The sequence below is a fragment of the Steroidobacter denitrificans genome, from assembly GCF_001579945.1.
In the GTDB taxonomy this organism is placed as follows: Bacteria; Pseudomonadota; Gammaproteobacteria; order Steroidobacterales; family Steroidobacteraceae; genus Steroidobacter; species Steroidobacter denitrificans.
On the sequence record NZ_CP011971.1, the window covers coordinates 1,563,562 to 1,579,205 of the forward strand.

A 15,644-nucleotide genomic window follows, 5' to 3' on the forward strand; every position below is an offset into this window, starting at 1 on the left:
TTTGATCTGATATTCGTTTTGTCATTCAGGAACAGGCATTGAGCGCCAATATTTCCGGCAATAAACGCATTTTGTCCGGCATGCGTCCCACGGGCCAGCTGCACCTGGGCAATTATTTCGGGGCGCTCAAGAACTGGATCCAACTGCAGTACCAGTACGAGTGTTACTTCTTTGTCGCGGATATCCATGCCCTGACGACCGGCTACGATGACACGACGGACTTGGAATCCAATGTATGGAGCATGGTGATCGACTGGTTGGCGGCAGGATTGAACCCGGCAGCGTCGACCATGTTCATCCAGTCGCGTGTTCCGGAACACTCCGAATTGCACTTGTTATTGTCCATGGTGACTCCGCTGGGTTGGCTGGAACGGGTGCCGACCTACAAAGACCAGCAGGAGCAGCTCAAACACAAGGATCTCGCCACTTACGGTTTTCTGGGCTATCCGCTGCTGCAGTCCGCCGACATCCTGTTGTACAAGGCAGCCCGTGTGCCGGTGGGCGAGGACCAGGTCGCACATGTCGAGATCACGCGCGAGGTGGCGCGACGCTTCAATCATGTATTCGGGCACGAGCGCGATTTCGAGGCGAAGGTCGAGAAGGCGATCAAGAGTCTCGGCAGCCGCAACGGCACGCGTTACAAAGAACTACGCCGGCTGTATCAGGAGCAGGGCGATGAAGCGGCGATCGAGCAGGCTCGGACCTTGCTGGACGGCAATGTCCGCTTGACGGTCGCGGACCGTGAACGACTGATCGGCTATCTGGAGGGGACCGGCCGCAGTATCCTGGTGGAACCGGAGGTGTTGTTGACCGCGACCCCGAAGGTGCCGGGTCTGGACGGGCGCAAGATGTCCAAGTCCTACGGCAATACGATCGGGCTGCGCGAGGATCCGGATGTGGTCGCGAAGAAGCTGAAGACCATGCAGACCGATCCGGCGCGAGTACGGCGCACGGATCCAGGGAATCCGGACAAGTGCCCCGTATGGGATCTGCACAAGCTGTATTCGGACGCCCAGACCCAGGCATGGGTGCAGGCAGGCTGCCGTTCGGCAAGTATCGGTTGCCTGGACTGCAAGCAGCGTCTCGCCGAACCCATGCTCGCCGAGATCGGTGCAATGCGTGAGCGCGGCCGGGAGTTCGAGGAGAATCGCGATCTGGTCAGAGGCATCATCGCCGAGGGCTGCGAGAAGGCGCGCGAGGTGGCCCGCCAGACGCTCGAGGACGTTCATCAAGCCATGGGCATGAACTATCGCTAGCATCATGAAACCCGAACTGAAGCTGGTCGAGAATACGGGCTCGCAGCTGGAGGCCGAGTTGCCTGCTCCTGCGCCGCCGCAGCAGACGGAGATGCCGTTTGCGGTGGTGGAAGGCGAGCCGATGACGCAGTTGCCGCGCGATCTCTATATTCCGCCGGATGCCCTGCAGGTGTTCCTGGAGGCCTTCGAGGGTCCGTTGGACCTGTTGCTGTACCTGATCCGCCGCCAGAACCTGGATATCCTGGACATTCCGATCGCGGAGATCACCCGCCAATACATGTCCTACATCGAAGTGATGACGGATCTGCAGCTGGAGCTGGCCGGCGAGTATCTGCTCATGGCTGCGATGCTGGCCGAAATCAAATCGCGCATGCTGCTGCCTCGTCCGGTTACCCAGGATGGACAGGAAGAGGAGGATCCGCGCGCCGAACTGGTACGCCGTCTCCAGGAGTATGAGCGATTCAAGAAGGCCGCCGAGGATATCGACCGGTTGAATCGCCAGGAGCGCGATACCTTGCCGGCACTGATCGAGATGCCGGAACGCAAGGTCATCAGGATCCAGCCGCGGGTATCGCTCCGGGAAATGTTACTGGCGCTGCAAGAGGTGATGGCTCGCGCCGAGATGTTCGCGCATCACCAGGTTAACCGGGAACGGCTTTCGGTGCGCCAGCGCATGTCGGACATTCTGGATACGCTGCGTGAAACGGCATTCCTCGAGTTCACCCAGCTGTTCCGGGTGGAAGAAGGGCGCATGGGTGTGACGGTGAGTTTCATCGCCATCCTGGAACTCATGAAGGAAGGGTTGATCGAGATCGTGCAGGCCGAGGCCTACGCGCCGATCCATGTGCGTGTCGGACATTCGGCGCGTCGCCTTGCGCTCGTCGATAATGGCCCGGCGGCAGCCGACGCCGAGAATGAGGCTGCGCTGGCGCAGCCGGAACTGCCTGGAGAGGACGAGGTCGAGGATGAGGAGGAGGTCGTGACCTTGAGCGAGGCGGCAAGCATGGAAACGGCTGCTGAGACGAGCGGAATCGAAGAGGATGGGCCGGATACCCTTGCGGACGCGCGTCCCGATCACGATGCGGCAGCGGGTGCGGCCGACCGTCCGGAAACGGAATCATTGAAATGAATCAAGACGATCTCAAGCACCTCATCGAGGCGACGCTGCTGGCGGCCGGCCGGCCGGTTACGCAGACACGGCTGTTGGAACTCTTCGAGGAGCGCGAGCGGCCGACCCAGGAGCAACTGGATGCGGCGTTCCAGGCCCTTTCGAGTGATTATGAATCTCGCGGCATCGAGGTGCTGGAAGTGGCGAGCGGTTGGCGGATCCAGGTCCGCCCGCGCTACGTCGACATCGTTTCGCGGCTGTGGCAGGAGCGGCCGTCGCGTTACTCGCGTGCCTTGCTCGAGACGCTTGCACTCATTGCCTACCGCCAGCCGATCACGCGCAGTGAAATCGAGGAAATCCGCGGTGTATCGATCAGCTCGACGATCATGCGCACCTTGCAGGAGCGCGGCTGGATACGCACCGTCGGTCACCGTGAAGTTCCCGGCCGTCCGGAACTGTTGGGCACCACGCGGGAATTTCTCGATTATTTCGGCTTGAAGAGCCTCGAGCAGTTGCCGACACTCGCCGAACTCAAGGACGTGGAGACGATCGGAGTGCAGCTGGAACTGCCCGCGGATGCGCAGGAGGGGGCTGTGGATGGGCCGGCCGAAGACGGAGAAGAAATCGGAGCGGAAATCGGCCAGACGGGAACGAGCGACGACCTGGCCTCTCCCGAGCGCAGCAGCCCCACACTGGTCGCAGACGGCGATGCAGCCGATGGCAGCCGAATGATCGGCGATCCGCCGCGGAGTTCTTAGCTCTTGTCCGAGCGTTTGCACAAGGTGCTTGCCCAGCATGGTCTGGGTTCGCGCCGCGAAATCGAAAAATGGATGCTCGAGGGACGCATTCTGCTCAACGGTAAAGCTGCCCTTCCCGGGGAGCATTATCGGAGCGGCGATCGCGTCATGCTCGACGGCCGGGATGTGACGGCGCATCTGCAGACGTCCAAAGGCCCGCAGGTGCTAATCTATCATAAACCTCAGGGTCAGCATATTTCCGTACGCGGACCCGATGAAACTCCCCATGAAAGCGAATCGTCGCAGGATCACGCCGCGATCGCCGGCGCACGTGCCAGTGTGCTGGAATCCCTGCCGGCGATACGCGGCGGGCGATGGCTGGTCATCAATGCGATGCAGACCGGTGACAGCGGCTTGCTGCTCCTGACTCGCGATGGCCGCCTGGCCGATGCGCTGCGGCGGCGCGCCGCGACGACACCGACGACATACGTGGCTCGCGTGCTGGTGCCGGCACCGGATTTCGATCTTGCCACGCTGCCGCGGACGGTGAACTACGACGGGGAAATGCTCGAATTCGAAACCATCGAGGCGGCCGGAGGAGAGGGCACGAACCGCTGGTTCAGAATCGAATCGCCTCACGCTCATCGTCGTGCCGCCGTGCGAGCGCTGTTCGAAAGCCGGGGATTGGCGGTCAGTCGGGTGATTCAGCTGCGTTTCGCCGGCCTCGAACTGCCCAGGGATCTGCCGCGAGGCAGGCATCGGGCAGTTTCGGAGCAGGAGGTGGCGGCGCTGTATGCACACGCCGGCCTGGCGATGCCGCAAGAACAAAAGACGACCGCGAATTTCGCCGCCACGCATTCCCGGCGTCGGCCGCCGCCGGATCGCCGCAAGCCCAAGCGTCCGGGTTCCCGGAGCATGCGCAAACACGCGCAACAGGCCGGCGCTGCAGTACCGGAAAGCGGCGCGCCGGAAGCAGGCACCGGGCGCCGGCCAGCATCCCGGCCGCATACCCAGGCCCGGCCACGCGCCCAGGAACGATCACCCGCGCGCGCCGGAATGCCCCCTTCGGCCCGCGGGCGGCGGCGCGGCAAAGCTACTGGCACTCGAAAGTCTCGCCGGTGATGCCCCGGCTGTCCGGACCGAGCAAAAACAAGTAAGGCGCCACGATCGTATCCGCTTCGGGTAGCGTGGCGCGATCCTCGGCGGGATAGGCCTGCAGGCGCATGTTGGTGCGTACCTTGCCGGGATTGAGGCTGTTCACGCGTACGGCCGGATGGGCTTCCAGTTCCTGCGCCAGCATGCGCATCAAACCGTCGCTGGCCCACTTCGATGGCAGGTAGGCGCCCCAGAATGCGCGTGGCCGGGGCACGACTCCGCTGGAGGTGAAGATGATCGACGGATCCTTCGCTTGCTTGAGCAGCGGCAGGCAGCAACGCGTCAGGATGAACGGCGCATTCACGTTCACATGCATGGTACGCATCCATTTCGCGACATCGGCATGTTCGATCGGCGCGCGTTCCCCGAGCATGCCGGCATTGTGCAACAGGGCATCCAGCCGGCCGAATTCCTGCTCGAGCGCGGCCACCATCCTGTCGTAATCATCGGGACCGGCCTTCTCGAAATCCATCGGCAGGATGGACGGACGCGGCGCGCCGCCCCCCACGATGTCGTCATAGACCGCTTCGAGCTTGCGTATGTTGCGGCCGTGCAGAATGATGCGCGCGCCATGCCTGGCGGCAGCCAACGCCACGGCTTTGCCGATGCCGCCGCTGGCCCCGGTGATCAGGACAACGCGGTCGTGCAACACATCGGCGCGGGGTTGGTAGTTGCGTGGATCGATCATGGGAAGGGCAAATCACGGTAGAAATCGGTACGGGATCGGCCGGCGGTCGCGGCCGACCGCAACCGGCATCGAACATGCAGAACATTCATGCCGGCGCCGAGCTGTCATCTGCGCCGCGCGGCACGCCAGGCCAACCACGGTTTTTCGATCGGACCCAGTTCGATACGCTGCGAGACGACATCGTAGCCGCGCGCGGCGATACGGTCGAGTAACCGCTCATGCAGGGCGGCAAGCACGCGCACGGCGCGCAGCGCATCGGCGCGTTCCGCCGGCAGTTCGGCAGCGGCCGTGGATGCCCCCTGCAACGCCTCGCGCGCATCGGCGGCGAATGTCTCCAGCACGATTCGTACGGCGGGATCCAGGTCGCGCGAGCGCAGCCGTTCGTAGTGGACGTCATGGCGCTCGAGCAGGTCCAGGGGTAAATAGACGCGCCCGTCCCAGGCGTCCTGGCGTACATCGCGCAGCATCTCGGTCATGCGGATACCGATGCCTGCCTGCTGCGCAAAGCTGCGCGAGGCTTCGTCGAGAGATGCCGGGGCGCAGAGTTGAGCGGCGATGATCTCGCAGATCCCGCCGCTGCTGCGTGCACAGTAGGCGTGCAGCTCCTCTGCGGTGGCATAGGTCAGATGGGCTAGATCCATATCTGCTGCAGCCAGCAACTCGCGCAACCCGGAGGATCCGGCGCCCGAGGCTGCCGTTTGCGCAAGAATGCGTGTCGCGGGATGCTGCGGGTCACCCTGCGCCAGGCGATCCATTTCCTCCTGCCACCATTGCAGCCGCGCATGCCCGACGTCGTGACTGGAACTGCGGGCGGCATCGCGGATCTCGGTGTCGAGTACATACAGCGCGGTCAGGACGGGACGCTTGCCGGGCGGGGTATACAGCAAGGAGAAATATCGCAGCGAGCCGGGCGGAGCCGCGCGGTTCACATACGAGGTGTCCAGCGGCACCACGCTCATCCGATCATCCTCATTTTTCCGTATCCACGCCGGCACTCGGGCCGGCATCCATATTCGCCCGCAGGAGGACTTCATCCTCCGGACGCCTGCGCGGCTCCCGGGCCAGCCGGTCGATCGGATCGAGCGAGTCGATCTCGCGATTCGGCAGGATTCCAAGCTCGGAGAACTTGCGCGCTCCGGGCAGCACCTGGTGTTCGAGCGAACCGACGGCGGCATTGTAGGCATCCACTCCGGCGCCGAGACTGCGCCCCAGCCGGGTGAGATGGCTGGTGAACACCGCCAGACGCTTGTACAAGTCCTGCCCCAGGCTGCGGATCGTCTCCGCATTCTGCGCCAGGGACAGTTGCCGCCAGCCGTAGGCGACGGCTTTCAGCAGGGCGACGAAACTCGTCGGCGTAGCGATGATCACATCCTGACGGATCGCATCTTCCAGCAAGGTCGGGGATTCGGCCAGCGCAGCCGACAGGAATTGATCGCCGGGAATGAACAGGATGACGAAATCGGGGCTATTGTCGAACTGGCTCCAGTAGCTTTTAGCAGCCAGCTGGCGCACCCGCTCGGCGACTGCCTGGGCATGGCGCCACAGCGCAAGACTGCGCCGTTCGTCGCTGTCGGCATCCATCGCCTCCAAGTAGGCATCCAGCGGCGTCTTGACGTCCACGACCAAGTCCCGGCCATCGGGCATATGCACGATCATGTCGGGCCGCAGACCGCCTTCCGCGGTCCGGACATGGACTTGTGCGGAAAAATCGCAATGTTCGATCATACCGGCCAGTTCGGCCAGGCGGCGCAGGGTCATTTCACCCCATTGACCGCGCACTTCGGGGCGACGCAATGCATTGATCAGGCTGCGGGTCTCGCGCTGCAGAGCCTGCTGTCCGAAAGCCACGGACTCCAAAGCGCCCTTCAAGGTTCCATAGGTTTCCGCGCGTTCTTTTTCGATGCGCTGGATCTGCTGCTCGGTCTTGCCGAGCAGTTCGCGGATGGGTGCGAGCAGGGTTTCGATCGCCTTTTCCCGCTCGCCCAGCGCATTCAACGCGGATTGCTGGTGCTGCCCGAGGTGTTCGCGTGCCAGGCGCAGGAACGATTCGCTGTTGGCGCGCAGCGAGGCGCCGGCCAGCGCATCGAACGTGGAGCGCAACTGCTCCATGGTGCGTTCCTGCGACATCTGGCGATCATGTTCGAACTGCGCCTGCGTCTTTACCCGGGCTTCGAGGATGGCAAGTTGGCGGTGCAGGGATTCGGTCCTGCGGCGATGACGCCACGAGGTGATCACGACGGTGATCAGGCCGCCGCCGAGCGTGCCGAGCAGCGCCGCGCCCGCCAGTGCGGCCCATGGGCTGAGCGTCACATCGTGTCCTTCTCGCGCCGTAGATGCATCATGTAGTTGACGTCGACGTTCGCCGTGAGCCTGGCGTGATTGCGCAGCGGATCGTAGGCGACTCCCGTGACATCCTGTACCTGCAGCGCCGCCGCCCGTGCCCAACCCGCGAGTTCCGAAGGCTTGATGAACCGCTCATAGGTATGTGTGCCGCGCTCGAGAAGATTCAGGACATATTCCGCTGCCACGATTGCCAGCAGATAGGACTTCAGGTTGCGATTCAGGGTCGCAACGAAGATGTGCCCCCCGGGGGCCACCAGCGTATGCAGGACGTGTAGCAACCTGGCCGGTTCCGGTACGTGCTCGAGCATTTCCATGCAGGTCACGATATCGTAATAGCCGGCGCGATGAGCGGCGTGGGTTTCGGCCGATTCGCGCAAATATTGCACCGGCACTCCGGTCTCCAGAGCGTGCAGCTCGGCCACCTCGATCGTCAGAGGGGCCAGATCGATACCGGTGACGGCAGCGCCGCGGGTGGCCATGGCCTCGCTCAGCAGTCCGCCGCCGCAACCCACGTCCAGCACGCGCTTACCTGCCAGCCCCGCGCCGGCGTCGACGTACTCCAGCCGTACCGGGTTGAGCACGTGCAGAGGGCGAAATTCGCCTTGCGGATCCCACCAGCGCTGCGCTCTCGCATCAAACCGGGCGATTTCGGCCGGATCATGATTGGCGTCGATACCAGCGAAGGACTCGGGGGAGGTCTTTGTCATTGAACGTCATGCACGATGGGATTTGGCCAAGGCACAAAGTATATGCCGATGGACGACGGAACCGTTCGGCCCGGCCGCTGTTGTGTTAAGATCACACCCTTCAATATAGCGCTTCCGGGATGATCTGGCTGACTCGCAGGCTCGCTTGCGGGATCCGCCTGCGGGATTTTCGGCGCGCCAGCTGACGATAGCGCTGAATGCCCTGCCGGACAGCTGCCCGTACTGGATCCGGAGCAGGTTAGAACACTGCATGGCTGAAATCGCGCGCGAAATCCTGCACGTCAATCTTGAAGACGAGATGCGCAGGTCGTATCTCGACTATGCGATGAGCGTCATCATCGGGCGGGCGCTGCCCGATGTACGTGACGGCTTGAAGCCGGTGCATCGGCGCATCCTGTTCGCGATGCACGAGAGCAACAATGTTCATTCGCGTCCCTACGTCAAGTGCGCGCGCGTCGTAGGCGACGTACTGGGCAAATATCACCCGCACGGCGATTCTTCGGCCTACGATGCGCTGGTGCGTATGGCGCAGAATTTCTCGATGCGCTACATGCTGGTCGACGGCCAGGGCAACTTCGGCTCGGTAGACGGAGATCCGCCGGCGGCCTACCGCTATACCGAATGCCGCATGACGGCGATTTCCGCCGAGCTGCTGGCCGATATCGACAAGGAAACGGTCGATTTCGTCGACAACTACGACGGCAAGGAGCAGGAGCCGGTCGTATTGCCTACGCGCGTACCGAATCTGCTGGTCAACGGCTCCTCCGGTATCGCCGTGGGCATGGCGACCAACATCCCGCCGCACAATCTCAACGAGGTCATCAGCGCCTGTATCGCCCTGATCGACGATCCCGAGCTGACGATCACCGGCTTGATGCAATATATTCCAGGGCCGGATTTTCCGACCGGAGGCATCATCAACGGCTCCCAGCAGATCGTTGCCGCCTACCATACCGGGCGGGGCCGGCTGCATCTGCGCGCGCGCACCGAGATCGAGGAAGATGCCCGGGGCCGTCAGGCGATCGTCGTCACGGAACTGCCCTACCAGGTCAACAAGGCACGCTTGCTGGAGCGTATCGCCGAGCTGGTGCGCGAAAAGACCCTCGACGGCATCGCTCCCGATGGTCTGCGCGACGAGTCGGACAAGGACGGCATGCGCGTGGTCATCGAGCTCAAGCGTGGCGAGGTGGCCGATGTCATCCTGAACAATCTGTTCAAGCACACGCCCATGGAGACGGTGTTCGGCATCAATATGGTCGCCCTGCAGGACGGCCAGCCGAAACTGCTCAATCTGAAGGAAGTGCTGGACGCATTCCTGCGCCATCGCCGCGAGGTCGTGACTCGCCGCACGGTATTCGATCTGCGCAAGGCCCGCGACCGTGTCCATATCCTGGAAGGTCAGGCCGTAGCATTGGCCAATATCGATGAGGTCATTGCCTTGATCAAGGCCTCTGCGATGCCGGCGGAGGCGAAGATCGCACTGATGCAGCGCATCTGGCCGGCAGGTGCAGTGCCGGCGCTGCTGCAGCGCGCCGGACAGGTCGTGACCCGCCCGGAAGGGCTGTCCACGATGTTCGGCATGACGCTGGAAGGCTACCGGCTTTCGGATGTGCAGGCACAAGCGATCCTGGATCTGCGTCTGCATCGCCTGACCGGACTGGAGCAGGACAAGATCGTCGGCGAGTATCAGGAGCTGCTCGTGCTCATCCGGGATCTCGAAGATATCCTGGCGCGTCCCGAACGGCTGCTGGAGGTCATCCGCGCCGAACTCGAGGAGATCCGGACCAAGTATGGCGATGCCCGGCGCACGCAAATCCTGCAGAACCACTCCGACCTGACGATCGAGGATCTTATCGAGCAGCAGGATATGGTGGTCACGCTATCGCACGGTGGTTATGCGAAAGCCCAGCCGGCGACCGACTATCAGGCGCAACGCCGCGGCGGCCGCGGCAAGGCGGCGACGGCGGTGAAAGACGAGGATTTCGTCGACAAGCTGTTCGTGGCCAATACCCACGATACGCTGCTGTGTTTCTCGAGTGCCGGCAAGCTGTACTGGCTCAAGGTCTATCAGCTGCCGCAGGCGAGCCGCGGTTCGCGCGGCCGGCCGATCGTCAACCTGCTGCCGTTGCAGGAGGGCGAGCGCATCAACGCGGTATTGCCGATCCATGAATTCGAGGAAAATAAGTTCGTCTTCATGGCGACAGCCCGTGGAACGGTGAAAAAGACGCCTCTGGAAGCGTTTTCGCGGCCGCGCCAGGCCGGTATCATCGCCATCGAACTGGATGGTGATGATCGCCTGGTCGGCGTGGACATGACCGACGGCAGCCGGCAGATCGTCCTGTGTTCCAGCGGCGGCAAGGCGCTGCGCTTCAGTGAAGCTGACGTGCGCCCCATGGGACGGACCGCAGCCGGTGTGCGCGGCATTCGTCTGCCGGAAAGCGAGGAAGTGATCTCACTGATCATCGTCGATGCGCAGGGCATGGTATTGACGGCGTCCGAGAAGGGCTACGGCAAGCGTACGGCCATCGAGGATTTTCCGGTGCATGGCCGCGGCGGGCAGGGCGTCATCGCCCTGCAGGTCAGCGAGCGCAACGGCCGAGTGGTCGGCGCACTGCTGGTCAGGCCCGAGGACGAGATCATGCTCATCAGCTCCAGCGGAACGCTGGTGCGTACGCCCGTCGAGGAAATATCGATCCAGGGGCGCAACACCCAGGGGGTGCGCCTGATTCGTCTCGATGACGGTGACCGGCTGGTCGGATTGGAGCGCATCCTCGCCGAGGGCGGCGAGGATGTGGCCGAAGGCGAAGCCGGTGCGAAGATGATGGGCGACGAGGAAAACATGTCCGAATAGTTTCATCGGCAAGCCCGCGGTATATTTTCGGCTACCGCTCGTTCAGCCGCTCATGACGATTTTTTAGTCACCCACGACCAAGTATTGCAATCATGCGTGTATTCAATTTCAGTGCGGGCCCTGCGGTCCTTCCTCTCGAAGTGCTCGAACAGGCCCGTGACGAGATGCTCGACTGGCACGGCACCGGCATGTCGGTAATGGAAATGAGCCACCGCGGCAAGGCGTTCGTATCGATCGCCGCACAGGCCGAGGCGGACCTGCGCGAACTGCTGCAGGTGCCGGCCAACTACAAGGTGCTGTTCCTGCAGGGCGGCGCGACGGCGCAATTCGCGGCCATCCCGATGAATCTCGCCGGTCCCGACAGTGTCGTCGATTATGTGCATACGGGCGCCTGGTCGAAGAAGGCGATCGGCGAAGCCAAACGCTATGCGAATGTCAACGTGGCGGCGAACGCCGGTGAGCCCTATGCGTCGATTCCGGCGCAGGAGAGCTGGCAGCGCAGCCCGAATGCGGCCTATCTGCATTACACGCCGAACGAAACGATCGGCGGAGTGGAATTCCATTTCATTCCCGACACCAATGCCGAGGTGCCGCTGGTCGCGGATCTGTCCTCGACGATCCTGTCGCGCCCGCTGGACGTCTCGAAATTCGGTCTGATCTATGCCGGGGCGCAAAAGAACATCGGTCCGGCAGGGCTGGCCCTGGTGATCGTGCGCGAGGATCTGCTCGGACGCGCCCGAGCCGGCACGCCGACGATCCTGGACTTCGCGGCGATGGCGAAGGACGGCTCCATGCTCAATACCCCGCCGACCTATGCCTGGTATGTGGCGGGCCTGGTGTTCCAATGGTTGCGGCGGCAGGGTGGGCTGGAGGCCATGGGAAAGCGCAACCAGGCCAAGGCGGCCAAGCTTTATGAGGCGATCGACGACTCATCGTTCTATGCCAACCCGGTGGCCAAGGGAGCTCGCTCCTGGATGAACGTACCGTTCACGCTCGCCCGGCCCGAACTCGACAAGACCTTCATTGCAGAGGCGAGGGAAGCTGGACTGGTGACGCTCGAAGGCCATCGGTCCGTCGGCGGCATGCGTGCCAGTCTTTATAATGCGATGCCGATGGAGGGTGTCGATGCCCTGGTTGGTTTCATGCGGGAGTTCGAAAGGAGGCATGCATGAACACCTTCCGAGTACTGACGCTGAACAACATTTCCGTGCGCGGGCTGGAGCGCCTGCCGCGTGAGCGTTATGAGGTGGCCTCGGAGTTCACGAATCCTGACGCCATCATCGTACGTTCGGCGGACATGCATCGCATGGAACTGCCCGGTAGCCTCAAGGCGGTCGGTCGCGCCGGAGCGGGTACGAACAATATTCCGGTTGGCGCCCTGTCGAAGCGCGGTATTCCGGTGTTCAATGCACCCGGAGCCAATGCGAACGCCGTCAAGGAACTGGTCATCGCCGGGCTGTTCCTGGCGGCGCGCAACATCTGCCAGGCCTGGGAATATGTACGAGGCCTATCGCTGAGCGATAAACAACTCGATGAGGCGGTCGAGGCGGGAAAAAAGAAATTCGTCGGTTATGAATTGCCCGGACGCACCCTGGGCGTGGTCGGTCTGGGTGCGATCGGCGTGGAAGTCGCCAATGCGGCGCATGCGCTGGGCATGCGGGTGCTGGGCTTCGATCCGCAAATCACCGTGCAGCGTGCCTGGCAATTATCCTCGGGCGTCGAACAAGCGCTGTCACTGGATGACCTGTTCTCGCGCGCCGACATGGTGACGGTGCATGTACCCTTGCTGGAGGATACCCGCAATCTGATCAACGCCGCGCGCCTGCGTTTGTTCAAGAAGGATGGCGTGATTCTGAACTTCTCCCGAAGCGGTATCGTGGACGAGGCGGCCGTGCTGGATGCTCTGAACGCCGGAGCGCTGCGCGCCTATATTTGCGACTTTCCCAGCGCGCGGTCCAAGGACCACCCCAAGGTCGTGGCGCTGCCTCACCTGGGCGCATCCACGGGCGAGGCCGAGGAGAATTGCGCAATCATCGTCGCCGACACGCTGCGGGATTTTCTCGAGAACGGCAATGTACGCCATTCCGTGAATTTTCCGGAGGCGGTCATGCCGAGGGCCTCGGGAGGCTCCCGTCTGGCGATAGCCAACGAGAATGTGCCGAACATGGTCGGTCAGATTTCCACGGCGCTGGCCACGGCGAATCTGAATATCGCCGATCTGCTCAACAAGTTCCGCGGTGAACTGGCCTATACCCTGATCGACGTCGACGGAGGCATTCCCGACAGCGTCATCGGCGCCTTGCAGGGCATCGAGGGCGTGCTCACCATCCGCACCCTGCAGGGCACAACGGCCGGCAGGATCCGGGGGCCTGATACAGGCAGGGTGCGCACCATGACGCGGGATATGATGATGCGAAACAGCGCATGACAGGCGATGCCGGGCGTAAATCCTCCAGGCGCAGAGCGGCTTCCAGCGCCGCGGATTCCCCGCGGGTCGGATCCAGGCCGGCCAAGAGTGCTGCAAGACATGCGCCGCCGCATGCAAGGAGGGGGCGTCCGGAAAGCCCGGCGCCGGCCGGCAGCGCGGACGGCCTGGATTGCATCCGTGAACGGATCGACGATATCGACTGCCAAATCCACGAACTGTTGAACGAACGCGCCCGCTGCGCCCAACAGGTGGGCCGTTCCAAGCGCTCCGCAGGGTTGAGCGCCGTGGACTTCTACAGGCCCGAGCGCGAAGCGCAGGTACTGCGCCGTGTGATCGAGCGCAACAAGGGGCCGTTGCGCAATGAGGAGGTCGTGCGTCTGTTTCGGGAGATCATGTCGGCCTGCCTGGCGCAGCAGGAACCCTTGAAGATCGCCTTCCTGGGGCCCGAAGGAACCTTTTCACAGCAGGCGGTATTGAAGCATTTCGGACATTCGGTGCGAGCGCTGCCATTGCCGGCGATCAATGAAGTATTTCAGGAAGTGCAGTCCGGGCATGCGGATTTCGGCGTGGTGCCGATCGAGAATTCGACTGAAGGCACGGTCAATCATACCCTGGACATGTTTCCTTCCTCGCCGCTGAAAATTTGCGGCGAAGTCGAATTACGCATCCAGCAGCACTTGATGGGACGCATGTCGGGCCTGGAGAACATCGCACGCGTCTGCTCGCATCAACAGTCCCTGGCGCAGTGTCGTCAATGGCTCGACGAATACTTGCCGAATGCCGAACGGATGCCGGTCGCCAGCAACGCGGAGGCCGCGCGGCGGGCGCGTGACGAGGACGGCACGGCGGCGATCGCGGGGCAGGCAGCCGCGGAAGTCTATGGGTTGAATATCCTCGTACCCGATATCGAAGATAGCCCGGACAATACCACGCGCTTTCTGGTCATCGGTCGTAAACTGTTCAGCGCCAGCGGCAACGACAAGACGACCTTGCTGGTATCGGCCGGCGATACCCAGGCACCCGGTGCTCTGCATCAGTTGCTCGGCCCGCTGGCGCGCCACGACATCACGATGACCCGGATCGAATCGCGTCCCTCGCGCCGCCGCAAATGGGATTACGTATTCTTCATCGACGTGGCGGGACACGCCGATGAACCGCCTCTGAAACAGGCCCTGGAGGAATTGCGCAAGCAGGCCTCCTTGTTTCGGATCCTGGGCTCCTATCCCTGCGCCGTGCTATGAGCAGGGTTCTGGCCGGCAATCCGGCCGAGTTCGCCGCACCCGCCGTTGTTACCCTGGCACCCTATGTACCAGGGAAGCCGATCGAGGAACTCGAACGCGAATACGGCATCCGCGGCAGTATCAAACTGGCCTCCAACGAAAATCCGCTGGGACCGGGGCTGCGCGCCCTGGAAGCGATCGCGGCGGCGGCCGGTGATATCGGCCTGTATCCGGACGGCAGCGGCTTTGCGCTGAAGCGGGCGCTGGCAGCCAAGCATGACTGGCCGATGGACGGCATCACGCTCGGCAACGGTTCGAACGATGTGTTGGTCATGATCGCCGAGGCCTTCCTGACGCAGCAGAGCGAGGCGGTATTTTCGCAGTACGGCTTCGCTGTCTATCCGATCGCCGTCCAGGCCAGCGGCGCGACGGCCCGCGTTGCGCCGGCCCGGCCGCCGGATGCCCCGATGGCGCTCGGCCATGACCTGGATGCCATGGCCGGGCTGGTCGGCGAACGCACCCGTGTCGTCTTTATCGCCAACCCGAACAATCCGACCGGTACCTGGCTGGAAGCTGCCGCACTCGAGCGATTCATTGGTTCCGTGCCCCCTTCGACGCTGGTGGTGATCGATGAGGCGTACATTGAATATGCACAGGATGAGGCCTTTCCGGACGCGAGCCGCTGGCTGGCCGCCTATCCCCACCTGGTGGTGACGCGAACCTTCTCGAAGGCCTATGGACTGGCCGGGCTGCGCATCGGCTATGCGCTGTCTCATCCGGCGGTGGCCGGTATGCTCAATCGAGTACGCCAGGCGTTCAATGTGAATTCGCTCGCCCTGGCCGCAGCCCGCGCGGCCCTGGAAGACGGTGAACATCTGGCGCGCTCGGTCGCCGTGAACCGCAGCGGCATGAAACAAGTATGTGCCGGTTTCAAAGCGCTGGGTGTGCGCCATATTCCCTCGGTTGGCAATTTTGTGTTGATCGACTGCGGCCGGCCGGCGCAGGCGGTGTATGAATCCATGTTGCGCCAGGGCGTCATCGTACGGCCTGTCGGCAACTATCAACTGCCGAATCATCTTCGGATCACGATCGGAACGCAGCCGCAGAACGAGCGTATGCTGGCTGCCTTGCAACAGGCTTTGCACTGACCG

The 15,644-nt window shown here is 62.9% G+C and carries 12 protein-coding genes and 1 pseudogene; 9 read left to right on the forward strand and 4 right to left on the reverse strand.

The features are described 5' to 3' along the window. Positions 1 to 38 precede the first annotated feature (38 nt). The 4 genes and pseudogenes from ACG33_RS07040 to ACG33_RS07055 all read left to right on the forward strand — a co-directional run bounded on the left by ACG33_RS07040 (position 39) and on the right by ACG33_RS07055 (position 4,223). Positions 39 to 1,256 (forward strand): tryptophan--tRNA ligase, encoded by a 1,218-nt coding sequence (locus ACG33_RS07040; RefSeq protein WP_083536526.1) that lies wholly within the window; start codon positions 39 to 41, stop codon positions 1,254 to 1,256. A gap of 91 nt (positions 1,257 to 1,347) precedes the next feature. After that, positions 1,348 to 2,145, forward strand: a pseudogene (locus ACG33_RS07045) (segregation and condensation protein A); the annotation flags it as partial. A 236-nt stretch (positions 2,146 to 2,381) separates the two neighbouring features. Continuing rightward, complete coding sequence (scpB, locus tag ACG33_RS07050) at positions 2,382 to 3,122, forward strand: SMC-Scp complex subunit ScpB (protein WP_083536529.1); 741 nt, start codon at positions 2,382 to 2,384, stop codon at positions 3,120 to 3,122. A gap of 3 nt (positions 3,123 to 3,125) precedes the next feature. Next, positions 3,126 to 4,223 (forward strand): S4 domain-containing protein, encoded by a 1,098-nt coding sequence (locus ACG33_RS07055; protein WP_066919876.1) that lies wholly within the window; start codon positions 3,126 to 3,128, stop codon positions 4,221 to 4,223. Here ACG33_RS07055 and ACG33_RS07060 read toward each other — a convergent pair. From ACG33_RS07060 to ubiG, 4 genes are all read right to left on the reverse strand, one after another. Beyond that, positions 4,195 to 4,944 carry a YciK family oxidoreductase gene (locus ACG33_RS07060; protein WP_066919877.1) on the reverse strand — a complete coding sequence of 250 codons (750 nt, stop codon included), beginning with the start codon at positions 4,942 to 4,944 and terminating at the stop codon, positions 4,195 to 4,197. The genes ACG33_RS07055 and ACG33_RS07060 overlap by 29 nt on opposite strands. A gap of 104 nt (positions 4,945 to 5,048) precedes the next feature. Further along, positions 5,049 to 5,903, reverse strand: coding sequence for a phytoene/squalene synthase family protein (locus ACG33_RS07065; protein ID WP_066919879.1), 855 nt, complete (start codon positions 5,901 to 5,903; stop codon positions 5,049 to 5,051). 10 nt (positions 5,904 to 5,913) lie between these two features. Beyond that, on the reverse strand, positions 5,914 to 7,254 hold the full coding sequence (locus tag ACG33_RS07070; RefSeq protein ID WP_066919881.1) for a DNA recombination protein RmuC: 1,341 nt from the start codon (positions 7,252 to 7,254) through the stop codon (positions 5,914 to 5,916). Continuing rightward, positions 7,251 to 7,994: a bifunctional 2-polyprenyl-6-hydroxyphenol methylase/3-demethylubiquinol 3-O-methyltransferase UbiG gene (gene ubiG / locus ACG33_RS07075; protein WP_066919884.1), complete on the reverse strand. Its 744-nt coding sequence runs from the start codon at positions 7,992 to 7,994 to the stop codon at positions 7,251 to 7,253. Before ubiG ends, ACG33_RS07070 begins: the two co-directional genes overlap by 4 nt. 250 nt (positions 7,995 to 8,244) lie before the next feature. Between ubiG and gyrA the strand changes: the two genes are divergently transcribed. From gyrA to hisC, 5 genes are all read left to right on the forward strand, one after another. Further along, positions 8,245 to 10,845: a DNA gyrase subunit A gene (gyrA, locus tag ACG33_RS07080; RefSeq protein ID WP_066919886.1), complete on the forward strand. Its 2,601-nt coding sequence runs from the start codon at positions 8,245 to 8,247 to the stop codon at positions 10,843 to 10,845. 89 nt (positions 10,846 to 10,934) lie between these two features. After that, positions 10,935 to 12,017 (forward strand): 3-phosphoserine/phosphohydroxythreonine transaminase, encoded by a 1,083-nt coding sequence (gene serC, locus ACG33_RS07085; RefSeq protein WP_066919888.1) that lies wholly within the window; start codon positions 10,935 to 10,937, stop codon positions 12,015 to 12,017. Next, positions 12,014 to 13,273: a phosphoglycerate dehydrogenase gene (locus ACG33_RS07090; protein WP_083536532.1), complete on the forward strand. Its 1,260-nt coding sequence runs from the start codon at positions 12,014 to 12,016 to the stop codon at positions 13,271 to 13,273. Before serC ends, ACG33_RS07090 begins: the two co-directional genes overlap by 4 nt. Next, on the forward strand, positions 13,270 to 14,514 hold the full coding sequence (pheA, locus tag ACG33_RS07095; protein ID WP_083536533.1) for a prephenate dehydratase: 1,245 nt from the start codon (positions 13,270 to 13,272) through the stop codon (positions 14,512 to 14,514). The genes ACG33_RS07090 and pheA overlap by 4 nt, the downstream gene beginning before the upstream one ends. Then, complete coding sequence (hisC, locus tag ACG33_RS07100; protein WP_066919890.1) at positions 14,511 to 15,641, forward strand: histidinol-phosphate transaminase; 1,131 nt, start codon at positions 14,511 to 14,513, stop codon at positions 15,639 to 15,641. Before pheA ends, hisC begins: the two co-directional genes overlap by 4 nt. Positions 15,642 to 15,644 lie beyond the last annotated feature (3 nt).

Coding starts and splice junctions, on each gene's coding strand:
- ubiG (WP_066919884.1), bottom strand. CDS start 7,994: ATGACAAAGACCTCCCCCGAGTCCTTCGCTGGTATCGACGCCAATCAT.
- hisC (WP_066919890.1), top strand. CDS start 14,511: ATGAGCAGGGTTCTGGCCGGCAATCCGGCCGAGTTCGCCGCACCCGCC.
- ACG33_RS07090 (WP_083536532.1), top strand. CDS start 12,014: ATGAACACCTTCCGAGTACTGACGCTGAACAACATTTCCGTGCGCGGG.
- scpB (WP_083536529.1), top strand. CDS start 2,382: ATGAATCAAGACGATCTCAAGCACCTCATCGAGGCGACGCTGCTGGCG.
- pheA (WP_083536533.1), top strand. CDS start 13,270: ATGACAGGCGATGCCGGGCGTAAATCCTCCAGGCGCAGAGCGGCTTCC.
- gyrA (WP_066919886.1), top strand. CDS start 8,245: ATGGCTGAAATCGCGCGCGAAATCCTGCACGTCAATCTTGAAGACGAG.
- ACG33_RS07060 (WP_066919877.1), bottom strand. CDS start 4,944: ATGATCGATCCACGCAACTACCAACCCCGCGCCGATGTGTTGCACGAC.
- ACG33_RS07065 (WP_066919879.1), bottom strand. CDS start 5,903: ATGAGCGTGGTGCCGCTGGACACCTCGTATGTGAACCGCGCGGCTCCG.